This is a genomic window from Nocardia sp. PLKS1-43, assembly GCF_059510335.1.
In genome coordinates this window covers 20,897-35,583 of record NZ_JCAJZQ010000012.1, presented here as the reverse complement: position 1 = coordinate 35,583, position 14,687 = coordinate 20,897, and the positions used below count along the sequence as shown (strand labels likewise).

The following is a 14,687-nucleotide window of genomic DNA, read 5'->3' as shown; positions in this document are numbered from 1 at the left end:
GACTCGCCCGGCGTGTGCCATCGGGTCGAAGCTGACGATATGCAAGGCTCGAACGAGAGGATGACGCACCGTGCAAGGGTGGCGCCGATGTTGCCCGCCGGATGCGGTCATCGCCGGGACGTGAAGGATGGATCGATAACGGACCGGAACGTATGTAACGGTCGCCACTTACGGGCCCGGAAACTGTGTGTAACGGTCCTAATGTCTGTACCTATCTACTGGCAATAGTCCGAGAGAATCAATTAGCGGGGCAAACGTGCAATCGGTTGGCAATCGCTCGGGTCGGCCCGACCCCAAGCGATACCTGTGGGTGCTCGGGCTGATCGCGCCCGGCTGTGCCCTGTTGCCGTCACAGTTGGTGCTGCACACCGGATTGCGGGTGTTCTGGTGGGTCGGGCCGATCATCGTGCTGATCGCCATTCCGGTGCTGGACTGGGTCGTCGGCGAGGACGGCAGCAATCCGCGCGACGAGGATTACGAGGTCCTGTCCCAGGACCGCTACTACCGCTGGTGCACCTATATGTTCCTGCCGATCCAGCTGTTCGGGCTCGGAATCGCGGCATATCTGTGGTCTCGCGACGAGCTGAGCGTCCTGGACAAGATCGGGCTGGCAACCACCCTGGGGTTGGTCAGCGGGATCGGCATCAATGCCGCGCACGAGCTGGGACATCGGGTCGAGCGTTCGGAGCGGTGGCTGGCGAAGCTGGCGCTGGCGCAGTCCGGTTACGGCCACTTCTACGTCGAGCACAACAAGGGGCATCACGCCCGGGTCGCCACTCCGGAGGATCCCGCCAGCGCCCGGCTGGGGGAGTCGCTGTGGGAATTCCTGCCGCGCAGCGTGCTCGGCGGTTTCCGCTCGGCCGTGCACATCGAGCGGGAACGTCTGCAGCGCAAGGGGCTGGGCTGGTGGAGTCCGCGGAACAACGTCCTGCAGGCATGGTCGATGACGCTGGTGCTGTATCTCGGCCTGCTCGCGGCGTTCGGCCCGAAGATGCTGCCGTATCTGTTCCTGCAGGCGGTGATCGGGGCCGGGCTGCTGGAGACGGTCAACTACGTCGAGCACTACGGTCTGCTGCGCGGCAAGCGGCCGAACGGCACGTGGGCGCGCTGTTCACCCGCCGACAGCTGGAACAGTGATCGGCTGGTCACCAATATCTTCCTGTTCCACCTGCAGCGGCACAGTGACCACCACGCCAATCCGGGGCGCCGGTATCAGACGCTGCGCAGCTCCCAGGAGGCCCCGCAGCTGCCCGCGGGTTATGCGGGGATGATCCTGCTGGCCGCGGTGCCGCCGCTGTGGCGGCACGTGATGGACCCGAAGGTGTTGGCGCACTACGGCGGTGACATCGGCCGGGCCAATATCGCCCCGCGCAAACGACAGCGCATCCTGGCCGCTCACGATGGTCGCGCGGCCGCCGCCTGACGCTCGCGCCGGCGATGATTTCGCTGGTGAACGACCGTGCGTACCGTGTACGCAGGATTCGTACTAGTCTCTTCTGCGTACACGCCGACCAGGAGAGGCAGATGACGACCGCAGTGAGCAGCATGATGACTGCCGACAGCCGCAACGGGATCGATTACAAGGTCGCGGACCTGTCGCTGGCCGAGTTCGGCCGCAAGGAGATTCGACTCGCCGAGCACGAGATGCCCGGCCTGATGGCACTGCGTCGCGAATACGCGGAGGTGCAGCCGCTGAAGGGGGCGCGCATCTCCGGGTCGCTGCACATGACGGTGCAGACCGCGGTGCTGATCGAGACGCTGGTATCGCTCGGCGCGCAGGTGCGCTGGGCTTCGTGCAACATCTTCTCGACCCAGGATCACGCGGCCGCCGCCGTGGTCGTCGGTCCGCACGGCACCGTCGACGAGCCGCAGGGCGTGCCGGTGTTCGCGTGGAAGGGCGAGAGCCTCGAGGAGTACTGGTGGGCCGCGGAGCAGATGCTCACCTGGCCCGGTGAACCGGCGAACATGATCCTCGACGACGGTGGTGATGCCACCATGCTCGTGCTGCGCGGCGCGCAGTTCGAGAAGGCTGGCGTGGTGCCGCCGGCCGACGAGGAGCATTCGGCCGAGTTCACCGTGTTCCTGAACCTGCTGCGCGACCGGTTCGAGAGCGAGAAGAACAAGTGGGGCGTCATCGCGGACAGCGTGCGCGGCGTCACCGAGGAGACCACCACCGGCGTGCTGCGGCTGTACCAGTTCGCCGCCGCGGGTGAGCTGGTGTTCCCGGCGATCAACGTGAACGACTCGGTCACCAAGTCCAAGTTCGACAACAAGTACGGCACCCGCCACTCGCTGATCGACGGCATCAACCGCGGCACCGATGTGCTCATCGGCGGCAAGAAGGTGCTGATCTGCGGTTACGGCGACGTCGGCAAGGGTTGCGCGGAGTCGCTGGCCGGCCAGGGCGCGCGCGTGCAGGTCACCGAGATCGACCCGATCAACGCCCTGCAGGCGCTGATGGACGGCTTCGACGTGGTCACCGTCGAGGACGCGATCGGCCAGGCCGATATCGTCATCACGGCCACGGGCAACAAGGACATCATCTCGCTCGACCACATGAAGGCCATGAAGGACCAGGCCATTCTGGGCAATATCGGCCACTTCGACAACGAGATCGATATGGCCGCCCTGGAGCGTTCGGGCGCGACTCGCCTGAACATCAAGCCGCAGGTCGATCAGTGGACGTTCGGCGATTCGGGCAAGTCCATCATCGTGCTGTCCGAGGGCCGCCTGCTGAACCTGGGCAACGCCACCGGCCACCCCTCGTTCGTCATGTCGAACAGCTTCTCCAACCAGGTCATCGCCCAGATCGAGCTGTGGACCAAGCCCGAGCAGTACGACAACGAGGTCTACCGCCTGCCCAAGCACCTGGACGAGAAGGTGGCCCGCATCCACGTCGAGGCCCTGGGCGGTCAGCTGACCAAGCTCACCAAGGACCAGGCCGAATACATCGGCGTCGACGTCGAGGGCCCCTACAAGCCCGACCACTACCGCTACTGAGAACTGAATCGTCCCGCCGGATCGGCGATCCGGCGGGACGAGGTCGTTGCCCGGATAGTATCGACCCGTAATCCGCCTATCGCCGGGAGCGCACGTTGTCCGTACTGCTCGATTGGGCGCGGGAAGAGAACCTGCAGCCGGAACCGATCACCCTCGAGACCTGGCGGCAATTGCCGGAAGAGTTCTGCCGGTTGGTCGAGGTCGTCAATGGAGAGGCGGTTCGCGCCGAATCGCCGCGTCGGGCGCACCAGAAGGCCGCGAGACGTATCGCGGATCTGGTGGAAGCGGCCGCCGAGGCGCATGTGGACCGTTACAACGACGGCTGTCTCGATGTCGACACCGACTTCGACGTATTGCTGTGGGAGCTGCCGAGGGCGACGATCCGGCGGCCGGATATCGCGCTGTTCACATGCGCCCCCGATGGCTTGCGACCGTTGCCCGCGTCGCTGATCAAGTTGGTGATCGAGGTGGTCTCCCCGGGTTCGGAACGTGTCGATACCACCGACAAACTGGCCGAATACGCGAAGGCTGGCATTCCCTGGTACTGGATCGTCTGGATCTCCGAAAACCGGGTCACCTCGATCGAGACTCATGTACTCGACCATGTGCTGAGCCTGTACCGCCCGCACCAGAAGCACGATCGGGCCGACACGGTCACCGTGGTCGGCGCGCCCATTTCGATCGAGATCGACTGGCATCGGCTGGACGAGCTGACCCGGTGAGCGCTCGGGTGGGGTGCGGATTTTCCGCCCCGGACGCGCGGTAATCTGCTGCGCATGGGTGTTCTGGTTGCGGTGGAGGGGCTGGACGGGGCCGGGAAACGCACGCTCATCGATGCCGTGGTCGGTGAGTTGACCGGGCGTGGGGCTCGGGTGGGGACCATGGCCTTTCCGCGGTACGGGAAATCGGTGCACGCGGATCTGGCGGCGGAGGCGTTGCGGGGGCGGCACGGGGATGTCGCCGCGTCGGTGAACGCGATGGCGTTGTTGTTCGCGCTCGATCGGGCCGACGCGCGCGAGGAGTTGTCGAAGTTGTTGGCGGACAACGATATCGTGCTGCTCGATCGGTACGTCGCCTCGAATATCGCCTACAGCGCGGCCCGGACCGGCCAATCCGCGGACGGTGAGATCGCCTCCTGGATCACCGAATTGGAGTTCGGCCGCTTCGAACTGCCTGTGCCCGACGAACATGTGCTGCTCGCCGTGCCGGTCGAACTCGCCGCCGAACGTGCCCGCCGCCGCGGTGAACTCGACAGCGACCGTGCCCCGGACGCGTACGAGCGCGACAAAGCGCTGCAGGAACGCACCGGTGAGGTCTATCGTGTGATGGCCGAAACACACTGGCACGGTCCGTGGTGGCGTCATGCACCGCACGAAGATCCGGCCACGCTGACCGCGCGTCTGTCGAAAATTATTGCCCGATAGGGTTGGATGGGCGTCGGATACGTACCAGTGTTGGCGTGGTTGCCCGTCCCGAGCCGGAGAGATGACACCATAGTAGTTATGAAGCCGAAGATTCTGGTCGTCGACGACGATATGGCGCTCGCGGAGATGCTGACGATCGTCTTGCGCGGCGAGGGTTTCGACCCTCACACCGTCGGCGACGGCACGCAGGCGCTGACCGCGGTCCGGGAGCTACGCCCGGATCTGGTGTTGCTGGATCTGATGCTCCCCGGCATGAACGGCATCGACGTATGCCGTGTGCTGCGGGCCGATTCCGGCGTGCCGATCGTCATGCTGACGGCGAAGACCGACACGGTCGACGTCGTGCTGGGGTTGGAGTCCGGTGCGGACGACTACATCGTCAAACCCTTCAAGCCGAAGGAGCTCGTCGCGCGGGTGCGCGCCCGGCTGCGGCGCACCGAGGAGGAGCCCGCGGAGCTGCTCTCCATCGCCGACATCGTCATCGATGTCCCGGCGCACAAGGTCACCCGGGCCGGGCAGCAGATCTCGCTGACTCCGCTCGAGTTCGACCTGCTGGTGGCGCTGGCCCGCAAGCCGCGTCAGGTGTTCACTCGCGAGGTTCTGCTGGAGCAGGTCTGGGGTTACCGGCACGCGGCCGATACCCGCCTGGTCAACGTGCATGTGCAGCGGCTACGGGCCAAGGTCGAGAAGGATCCGGAGAACCCTGAGATCGTGCTGACCGTCCGCGGTGTGGGTTACAAGGCCGGACCGCCGTGATCGATCGCTCCAGAAACCGCATCGAGCGGTTGCTGGCAGCGATGGTGGCGTGGTTCAAATCCGTCGGCGAATCGCTGGGACACGTGTGGCGGCGTTCGCTCCAATTGCGTGTCGTCGTATCCACGCTCACCCTGTCGCTGATCGTGATCACCATCCTCGGGGTGGTACTGACCAGTCAGATCACCGACCGGCTCCTCGACGGCAAGATCGCCGCGGCCGTCGAGGAAATGGGTCGCGCCCGGACGACGGTGGAGAATCAGCTGGCCGGCGCGCATGATTCGGGCACCCAGCTGACCAGTCTGCAGGCCGCGCGTAACGCGCTGTCGAGCGGTAACAGCGGCCAGTCCGGCGGCACGGCGGGCAATTTCAATTCCGCGCTCGAGATGGTTGGCGACAATATGCAGGACATCTCGGTCGGGCCGGTGCAGGAGGTGCCGGCCGAGCTGCGCCGATTCGTACAGCAGAATCAGGTCAGCTACCAGTTCGCCACGGTGTCGGATCCGGACGGATACCGCGGCCGGGCGCTGGTCATCGGCAGTCCGAGCACACAGGTGCCGACGCTCGAGGTCTATCTGATCTTCCCGCTGACCAACGAGGACCGCAGCCTGGGACTCATGCGCGGGACGATGTTCATCGGCGGCGCCGTACTGCTGGTGCTGCTCGCCGCGATCACCGCACTGGTGACCAGGCAGGTCGTGCTGCCGATCCGGTCGGCGGCCCGGATCGCGGGCCGGTTCGCCGACGGTCGGCTCCGGGAACGGATGCTCGTGCGAGGTGAGGACGATATGGCGAAACTGGCCATATCGTTCAACGCGATGGCCGAGAGCCTGTCGAACCAGATCACCCAGCTCGAGGAATTCGGTAATCTACAGCGCCGCTTCACCTCCGACGTCAGCCACGAGTTGCGCACGCCGCTGACGACCGTGCGCATGGCCGCCGATCTGATCCACGGATCCAGCGACGAACTCGATCCGGCACTGGCTCGAAGCGCCGAGCTGCTGGTCACCGAGCTGGACCGATTCGAGGGTCTGCTCAACGATCTGCTGGAGATCAGCCGTCACGATGCCGGCGTGGCCGAGTTGCAGGTCGAATCGCTCGATGTGCGGATGTGCGCGCGGGCGGCGATCTCCACGGTGCGGCATCTGGCCAAGGAGTCCAGCGTCGAGCTGGTCGTGGATCTGCCGGAGGAGCCGCTGGTCGCCGAGGTCGATCCGCGCCGCGTGGAACGGGTGCTGCGCAACCTGCTGGCCAACGCCATCGACCACAGCGAGGGCAAACCGGTGTTGATCCGGATGCGCGGCGACGTCGATGCCAATGCCGTCGGCATCGTGGTGCGCGATCAGGGCGTCGGTCTGCGGCCGGGCGAGGAGAAGCTGGTGTTCAACCGCTTCTGGCGCTCGGATCCCTCGCGCATGCGGCGTTCCGGCGGGACCGGTCTGGGCCTGTCGATCAGCGTCGAGGATGCGAATCTGCACGACGGCAAACTCGAGGCATGGGGTGAACTCGGCGTCGGCGCCAGCTTCCGGCTGACCCTGCCGCTGGTACGCGGGCGCAAACTCGGGCCGAGTCCGTTGTCGCTCGAGCCGCCGAAGCGGCGCGGCGCACCGCTCGAATTGCCCTCCGCGCCATCGGATTCGCCGCAGGACGAATGGGGAGAGGACGCGACCGCCGACGAGGTCGCGGCTGGTTCGTCCGCGGCCGTGGCACGGGCGGACACCGCCGCGGCGGCCGATACGGCTGCGGCCGAGGCGAATACGCCGGCGATCGGGCCGGATTCCGTTGTGGTCGAAGCGGATGCGCCCGTGACCGAGGAGGAACTGTCCGCCGCCGAGGCGGAGATGTCCGAGGCGGGGCCGAGCGCGGGCGGTGCGGGTTCGGCTGTCACGGCTGCGGACGAGTCCGCGGGCGGTTCGCCGCCAGCCGGGACGAATACGCCTGGGGGCGATGCGGATTCCGCGGCGGGGGCGGAGGTCACCGCGGCCGATGCCTCCGGCTCCGGGGCGATCACGCCGGTGGCCGGGGAGAAGGCCGCGGCCGCGGGCGCTGCGGCCGAATCGTCCGATGACGATGCGAATGTGGTTGGGACGAGCCGGAATCCGGATGAGCGGCCGTCGCGGGAGGCCGGTGATAGCTCGGGGGCGGGGGAGAAGTCCGTACTGAGCGATACCGGAGACGGAACGAAATGAGTCGAGGTTCTCGCACCTGGCAGCGGGCCGGGGTGAGCCGATTACGTGTGGTGATCGGTCTGCTACTGGTATCGGCGCTGGCACTGAGCGGATGTGCGAATCTGCCCGATTCCTCGGCGCCGCAGGCATTGGGGACCATCGGTCGCGCGCCCACCAGCGTCGGCCCTGTGCCGCCGGTCGCGGGACACGACCCGGATCTGCTGGTACGCAACTTCCTGACCGCGACCGCGAATCCGGCCGACCGGCATCAGCAGGCGCGGCAGTACCTGTCCCCGACAGCGTCCTTGAACTGGGACGACAGCGCCGGCACCGCGATCGTGGAATCGCCGGATACGCTGCGCGAATCGCTCACCGGCGATACCGCCACCTATCGGATTCGGGCGCGCAAACTCGGTCAGCTGGGCGCGGACGGGTCGTTCCGGGCCCAGGACAACACCTATGAGACCAGGGTGGAGCTGACGAAGGTCGGCGACGAATGGCGGATCAATCAGGTGGAACCGGGCGTCGTCGTGGAAAGCGCCGCGTTCTACAAGTCCTATCGCCGCTATTCGCTGTATTTCGCGAACAACGCCGGTACCAGCATGGTTCCGGATCTGCGCTGGGTCTCCACCAGCAAGGACCAGCTCACGCAGCGATTGCTGGCGCTGCTGTCCGAAGGGGCGCAGCCGTCCCTCGCACCGGCAGTGCGGAATGTGCTGGCCGCGCCGATCAGCCTGCGCGGGGGTATCACCAAGGCCAACGGCGCCGGTGACGGGGTCGGGGTGGGCCTGGGCGGGGTGCGGATCGACTTCGCCGGCGCCTCTGCGCTCGACGCGCGCGGTAAGGAGCTGCTGGCCGCGCAGGTGGTGTTGACGCTCGCGGGTGCGGGCATCCTCGGTCCGTACGTGCTGCTCGCGGACGGCAAGCCGCTCGACGACCGGTACGCGAATACCGGCTGGTCGCTGGACGACGTCAACGCGATGAATCCGAAGACGCCCACCGCCGATCGCACCGGCCTGCACGCGCTGCGGGACGGCACGCTGGTCACGGTGGACACCGCCAAGGGGCGCATCACTCCCACCCCCGGATATTTCGGTACCGCGCACAATCTGCAGTCGGTCGGATTGTCCGATGACGGGCAGCTGGTCGCCGCGGTCGCCGACAGCGGCGAGCCCGCTCCCAAGCCCAGGCGCACGCTGGTGATCGGCAGTTACGACGGTGCCACCACCTTCTCGGTGGTGCAGGGCGATAGTTTCACCCGGCCCTCGTGGACGTCCGATGGCGGCGCGGTGTGGACGGTCATCAACGGCGACAAGGTCGTCCGGGTGGTGCACGATCGGGCCACCGGCAATGTGTCCCGGCAGGATGTCGACAGTTCCACACTGACCGTCGGCGAACCGAACAGCACCGATCCGGTGCCGCGTCTGCCGATCACCGATCTGCGCATCTCCCGCGACGGCACGCGTGCGGCGATCATCGCCGGCGGCAAGGTGTACCTGGCGGTGGTTGTGGCCCACCCGGACGGGAAGTACTCGCTGGTCTCGCCGCAGCCGGTCGCGGTGGATCTGAGCACGACCGCGTTGTCCATCGACTGGTCCAGTCCGGACACCTTGGTCATCGCCCGGGAGGGGGATGTGAATCCGGTGGAGTCGGTCTACATCGACGGTTCGGACCTGACCCAGTTGTCGAGTCAGAACCTGACCCCGCCGGTGCGGTTGGTGAGCGTCGCCGCCGATACGTTCTACGTCGCGGATTCGCGTGCGGTGATGCAGTTGCAGTCCACCGATCCGGCCGCGGACCGATTCTGGCGCGAGGTGCAGGGATTGGGCACGAACGCCGTGCCGGTGTTGCCGGGCTGATCGCGGACGGTCGTGCGGCCATCGCCGCACCCGCTGTACATGGGCGAACCCCGAACCTGTTGGCGCCGCCGGAAACGACCGGCACACTGGGCCGATGCGGATGCTGCTGGATCTGATCCTGCCGCGCACGTGCGGGGGATGTGGGGCACACGGGGATGTGTGGTGCGCCGGATGCGCGCGGAGTCTGTCCGGTGCGCCGGTGCGGGTGCGCCCGCGCACCGATCCGGGTGTGCCGTGCTGGGCGCTGGGCGGGTACGCCGGGGCGGCGCGCCGGGCGGTGATCGCCGTCAAGGAGCATGGACGCCGGGATCTGGCGTCGCCGTTGGGGTTGGCATTGGCCAGAGGGCTGGCTACACTTCGGGATCCACGACGGTCGCTGGTCCTTGTTCCGGCGCCGACCAAACGGTCGGCCGCACGCCGTCGAGGGGGCGATCCGGTGGCCCGGGTCGCCCGGGTCGCGGCTGGTTTGCTGCCTGATTGCAGGGTCGCTCCGGCGTTGCGAATGCATCGTGCGGTACGGGATTCGGTGGGTCTGGGTCCGAGGGAGCGCAGAGCCAATCTGCGGGGCCGGATCACGGCTCGTGCCGGGCCGTTGCATGCTGCCCTGTCGGCGGTGAACGCCGAGGTAGTACTGGTTGATGACGTCCTCACGACGGGAGCGACGGCGGGCGAGTCGGTGCGTGTGCTGGCGGCCGCGGGCGTCGGTGTCCGGGCTGTCATGGTGACTTGCGCTGTCTGAGCGGGCGAAATTTGCGTGAACACTGGCGGACTAGTCGCTGGCGTAATAGCGTGGCCATCAGAGCGATCTGACACCCCGTACCAGAGGTTGGAGGTGGCGCCTCGAGCGACTTTCGTGTCGAGCTTCTCCGGTGTGCGCAACCAGTCTCGCGACCGCCGCCTGTGTCAGCTGATCGCCTGCCGCACACACCTCTCGACACGAGTTGAACCCGCCGCACACGACTCGTGTGTGTGGCCAGATCCGGGAGGTACGCGTGACGACTTCACGACCTTCAGTGAAAGAAGCAGACGCCTCGGCCCGCTACGGCGCGACAGCTGATTCCACCGCTTTCGACCGAGCCGAACCCGAGACCCAGCCCAAAGTCCCCAGCGCCGACGTCGTGGTGAAGGGCCGCAACGTCGAGGTTCCCGATCATTTCCGAATTCACGTGGCGGACAGACTCTCCCGGCTCGAGCGTTTCGACCCGTCGATCTACCTGTTCGATGTCGAACTCTTCCACGAACGCAATCGCAGACAGCGCAAGAACTGTCAGCGCTTGGAGATCACCGCACGCGGCAAGGGGCCGATCGTGCGCGCGGAAGCATGTGCGGACAGCTTCTACGGCGCCCTGGAACAGGCGACGGACAAGCTGGAGAGTCGGCTGCGGCGTAGCAAGGACCGTCGCCGGGTGCACTACGGCGAGAAGACCCCCGTCTCGGTGGCCGAGGCGACCGCGGACCTCGTCGACGAATCACTGGGCCGTGCCACCACGAACGGCGCTCAGTCGCAGGAGCAGGAAGTGGATGCGGCCGATTACGCCGGCCCGGGCCATATCGTGCGCACCAAGGTGCACCCCGCATCCCCGATGTCCGTGGATGACGCGCTCTATCAGATGGAACTCGTCGGCCACGATTTCTTCCTCTTCCACGACCGCGAGTCCGACCGTCCCTCGGTGGTGTACCGCCGACACGCCTTCGACTACGGCCTGATCAGACTGGCATAGCAGCTTCGCGCCACTCCGGGGCCGACGACGTCGAGTCGTCGGCCCCTCGGCATGTCCGTCGGCGGATCTTCTGTGACACCGAATATTGCCCGGGAGAGCGCGCGGGTGTAGGCGGGCCGGCGGGTCAGCTGGGGAATCGCTCCCAGTGCACGGCCTCGCTCAGCGGTCGGCGGTCCCGCCAGCCGAACCGCTCGAGGTCCGGCGTCTCCTGGAATTCATGCACCGGGCCGACGCACAACCAGGCGACCGGGCGGATGCCGGGCGGCAGATGCATCAGGTCGGTCAGGAAGGGGGCGTCGTAGAAGCTGACCCAGCCGACGCCCACCCCTTCGGCGGTCGCGGCCAGCCACATGTTCTGGATCGCGAGAATGGTCGAGTAGAGCCCGGTTTCGGGCACGGTGGCCCGGCCCAGGATGTGCGGGCCGCCACGGCTGTCGTCGTGGGTCACCACGATGCCGGTGCCGCTCTCGGTGATGCCCTCGATCTTGATCGGCTCGAAGGTCCGAGCCCGGTCGGGCGGCAGCGACTCGCCGAACTCGACGCGCTTGTCCGCGACGTGCGCGGCGAAGCGGGCCAGCGTGGCAGGGTCGCGCACGACGATGAAATCCCACGGCTGCGAATTGCCGACGCTCGGCGCGCGGTGTGCCGCATCGAGGATCCGCAGCAGGGTGGCGTCGTCGAGGAGTTCGCCGGTGAATTCGGCGCGCACATCGCGCCGCCGCCGGATCACTTCGTAAATGTCGTGCTCAGTAACCACACCATCGCCAATCTTGCCCGCATCCGACCGAGTCGGCACCAGTCAACCAGAGGCAAATAATCAGGCGGCGCCGAACCCTTGTCCGCGACGCTCGGGCCGGTTCACGAAACACCCCGCCCGATGTCGGACGGGGTGTGTTCGAGCCTCGCAGCGGCGTCAGCCGATCGGCACGGCGCGCCGGGCCTCGGCGATGCGCTTGCGGCCCTGCTTCAGCGCGGTGCGCAGGCCGCGGCGGCGTCCGGTGACCGGATCGATGTCGGAGACACCGCCGAAGGCGCGCTCGGATCTGGTTTCGGGCGCGTCGTCGGTGGAACGCCGCAGATATTTGTTCGGCAGCGAGAGCTTGATGATGGTGCGCCACGACTTGCCGTACTGCACCGGCAGCGAACCGGTGGTGTAGGGCAGATCGTATTTGTCGCACAGCGCGCGCACTCGCACCGCGATCGATGCGAGCCGGTTGCTCGGCAGATCCGGGAACAGGTGGTGCTCGATCTGGTGCGAGAGGTTGCCGGTCATGAAATGCAGCACGCGGCCGCCGGAGATGTTGGCGCTGCCCAGCATCTGGCGCAGGTACCACTCGCCCTGGGTCTCACCGTCGATATCGGCCTTGGTGAATTTCTCGGCGCCGTCGGGGAAGTGGCCGCAGAAGATCACCGCATTCGTCCACACATTGCGGATGATGTTGGCCGCGATATTGGCCGAAAGCGTGGTGAGGAACGCCGGTCCGGTCAGCAGCGGGAAGATCGCGTAATCCTTGGCGACCTGCTTGCCGACCTTCTTCAACACCAGGCGGCGGTCCTCTTCGAACTGCTTGCGCTCGGGGCTGTCCGGGGTCCATTTCTTCTTGGCGACCTTGCCCAGTTCCAGGTGCTGAATCGCCACGCCGTATTCGAAGAACATCTGCAGCAGCAGGTTGTACACCGGCTGGCCGAGATAGAACGGCGACCAGCGCTGGTCGCGCGTGACGCGCAGCAGGCCGTAGCCGATGTCGTCGTCCATGCCCAGGACGTTGGTGTACTTGTGGTGCAGGAAATTGTGCGTGATCTTCCAGTGCTCGGACGGGCCGACGTTGTCCCATTCCCAGGACGCGGAGTGGATTTCCGGATCGTTCATCCAGTCCCACTGGCCGTGCATGACGTTGTGCCCGATTTCCATGTTCTCGATGATCTTGGCCGTGCTCAGCAGAGCGACGCCGGCCAGCCACGCGGGCGGCAGGAAACTCGCGAACAGTACCGCACGCCCGCTGATCTCGAGCGCGCGCTGGAGCCGAATCACATTGCGGATGTAACGGGCATCGCGCTGTCCGCGGGAGGCTTCGATTTCCCGCCGGATGGTATCCAGCTCGACACCGATCGCTTCTACGTCCTCAGGGGTGAGGTGCGCGTATTCCTTGACATCCGAGATCGCCATGGGGGTTACACTACCGTAGGTTACGGCTCCGTAGGTTATCTCCGGATCGATTCACAACTGTGGCGTACGCCGCATTGTGAATGTAACCAGCATATGCTTAGCGGCCCTGTCGCGTGCGCTGCCGACGACGCACCCGCCACAGTGCCCGCTCCCGCAACGCTCGTCGCCGCAGTTGCCGCCGTTCCTCGCGCGCCTTGTCCTGTAGCGCCTGGGTGGCCTCGCGCAACGCCTGCTGTTCCTGGCGAGCCTTTTCCTGCAGGGCCAGTTTGGCCTCGCGCAGGGCCGCTTTCTCCTGGCGGGCCCGCTCCCGCAAGGCCACCTTCGCCTCGGCCAGCGCCGATCGCAGACCGCGACGTACGCCGGTATCCGGATCGACGACGGTTTCGGCGCTCGGCCAGTGCAGGGACAGCGCGGCGAATTTGCGTTCGGACGAGGTTTCCGGTGCGTCGTCGGCGGTGCGCCGCAGATATCTGTCCGGCAGGGCCAGCTTGTGAATGGTCCGGAAGGCCAGCAGATACTGTTTGCCCAGCGAGCCGGTCGTATAGGGCAGATCGTATTTGTCGCAGAGCTCGCGCACCTGGACCGAGATCTCCGGATAGCGGCTGCTGGGAATGTCCGGGAACAGGTGATGTTCGATCTGGTAGCACAGGTTGCCGCTCATGAACGCCATCGCCGGGCCCGCGGTGAAATTCGCGCTGCCCAGCATCTGCCGCAGATACCATTCGCCGCGGGTTTCGCCTGCGAACTGCTCCTCGGTGAATTTCTCCGCGCCGTCGGGGAAGTGACCGCAGAAGATCACCGCGTACGCCCACAGGTTGCGAATCAGATTCGCGGTCGCATTGGCCTGCATGGTGCGCTTCCACCCGGGGCCGGTCAGCGCGGGGTGGATCACGAAATCCTTGGCCACCTGCCGCCCGGCCTTGCGGAGAAATGCCTTGTTCGGCTCGGACAGCAGTTCCGCGCGCGGCACCCCGAGCTGCAATTTCTCGGCCTTCAGATCGTGCAGGGCGATACCCCATTCGAAACTGGCGGCCAGCAGCAGATTCGCCAGCGGCTGGATGAGGTGGATCGGACGCCACTGCTCGTCCCGGGTCATCCGCAGGATGCCGAAACCCAGATCGTCGTCGCGGCCCAGCACATTGGTGTAGGTGTGGTGGGAATAGTTGTGCGCCCGTTTCCACTGCCCGGAGGTGCCCGTCATATCCCACTCCCAGGTGGTGGAGTGGATCTCCGGGTCGTTCATCCAATCCCACTGCCCGTGGCTGATGTTGTGCCCGAGCTCCATGTTCTCGATGATCTTGGCAATCGCCAGCATGGCCGTACCGGCCAGCCACGCCGTGCGCCGTCTGCCGGCGAACAGCGTGACCCGTCCCGCGGTCTCCAGGAAGCGCTGCGCGCGAATGGACCGCCGGATGTATTTCGCGTCGTTCTCGCCCAGCGATGATTCGACGGTGCGCCGGATGGTGTCGAGTTCCTGGCCCAGGGCCTCGATATCCGTCTCCGTCAGATGGGCGAACGCCTTGATGTCGGTGATTGCCACTGTGCTGAGTTGCCTCGCTTCGCTGGGCGCGTCGTGGATGGGGGTGATCGCGGGA

At 66.3% G+C, this 14,687-nt stretch carries 11 protein-coding genes and 1 pseudogene; 9 read left to right on the top strand and 3 right to left on the bottom strand.

What is annotated here, in order from left to right; genetic code table 11:
* The first annotated feature begins 256 nt into the window (after positions 1–256).
* From AC5WS7_RS31625 to hpf, 9 genes and pseudogenes are all read left to right on the top strand, one after another.
* Positions 257–1,423, top strand: a complete 1,167-nt coding sequence (locus AC5WS7_RS31625) for an alkane 1-monooxygenase (protein WP_495958264.1) — start codon at positions 257–259, stop codon at positions 1,421–1,423.
* 101 nt (positions 1,424–1,524) lie between these two features.
* Entirely contained in the window at positions 1,525–3,000 is a 1,476-nt protein-coding gene (gene ahcY / locus AC5WS7_RS31620) for an adenosylhomocysteinase (RefSeq protein ID WP_495958263.1), read from the top strand.
* A gap of 95 nt (positions 3,001–3,095) precedes the next feature.
* Positions 3,096–3,722: a Uma2 family endonuclease gene (locus AC5WS7_RS31615; RefSeq protein ID WP_495958262.1), complete on the top strand. Its 627-nt coding sequence runs from the start codon at positions 3,096–3,098 to the stop codon at positions 3,720–3,722.
* Positions 3,723–3,776: 54 nt separating this feature from the next.
* Positions 3,777–4,424, top strand: a complete 648-nt coding sequence (locus tag AC5WS7_RS31610; RefSeq protein WP_495958261.1) for a dTMP kinase — start codon at positions 3,777–3,779, stop codon at positions 4,422–4,424.
* Positions 4,425–4,502: 78 nt separating this feature from the next.
* Complete coding sequence (mtrA, locus tag AC5WS7_RS31605) at positions 4,503–5,180, top strand: MtrAB system response regulator MtrA (protein WP_067675951.1); 678 nt, start codon at positions 4,503–4,505, stop codon at positions 5,178–5,180.
* A pseudogene (gene mtrB, locus AC5WS7_RS31600) lies at positions 5,177–6,922 on the top strand (MtrAB system histidine kinase MtrB); the annotation flags it as partial. The gene mtrA and the pseudogene mtrB, both read left to right, overlap by 4 nt.
* A gap of 440 nt (positions 6,923–7,362) precedes the next feature.
* Positions 7,363–9,204: an MtrAB system accessory lipoprotein LpqB gene (gene lpqB, locus AC5WS7_RS31595; RefSeq protein WP_495958260.1), complete on the top strand. Its 1,842-nt coding sequence runs from the start codon at positions 7,363–7,365 to the stop codon at positions 9,202–9,204.
* A 94-nt stretch (positions 9,205–9,298) separates the two neighbouring features.
* The gene (locus AC5WS7_RS31590) at positions 9,299–9,943 is read left to right on the top strand and encodes a ComF family protein (RefSeq protein ID WP_495958259.1); all 645 of its coding nucleotides are present in this window, start codon (positions 9,299–9,301) and stop codon (positions 9,941–9,943) included.
* Between the two features lie 379 nt (positions 9,944–10,322).
* On the top strand, positions 10,323–10,925 hold the full coding sequence (gene hpf, locus AC5WS7_RS31585; RefSeq protein WP_495958435.1) for a ribosome hibernation-promoting factor, HPF/YfiA family: 603 nt from the start codon (positions 10,323–10,325) through the stop codon (positions 10,923–10,925).
* Between the two features lie 124 nt (positions 10,926–11,049).
* Here hpf and bluB read toward each other — a convergent pair whose 3' ends face one another.
* The 3 genes from bluB to AC5WS7_RS31570 all read right to left on the bottom strand — a co-directional run bounded on the left by bluB (position 11,050) and on the right by AC5WS7_RS31570 (position 14,632).
* Positions 11,050–11,682 carry a 5,6-dimethylbenzimidazole synthase gene (gene bluB, locus AC5WS7_RS31580; protein ID WP_495958258.1) on the bottom strand — a complete coding sequence of 211 codons (633 nt, stop codon included), beginning with the start codon at positions 11,680–11,682 and terminating at the stop codon, positions 11,050–11,052.
* A 156-nt stretch (positions 11,683–11,838) separates the two neighbouring features.
* The gene (locus AC5WS7_RS31575; protein WP_495958257.1) at positions 11,839–13,092 is read right to left on the bottom strand and encodes a fatty acid desaturase family protein; all 1,254 of its coding nucleotides are present in this window, start codon (positions 13,090–13,092) and stop codon (positions 11,839–11,841) included.
* Between the two features lie 97 nt (positions 13,093–13,189).
* Entirely contained in the window at positions 13,190–14,632 is a 1,443-nt protein-coding gene (locus AC5WS7_RS31570; protein WP_495958256.1) for a fatty acid desaturase family protein, read from the bottom strand.
* Positions 14,633–14,687: the final 55 nt, after the last annotated feature.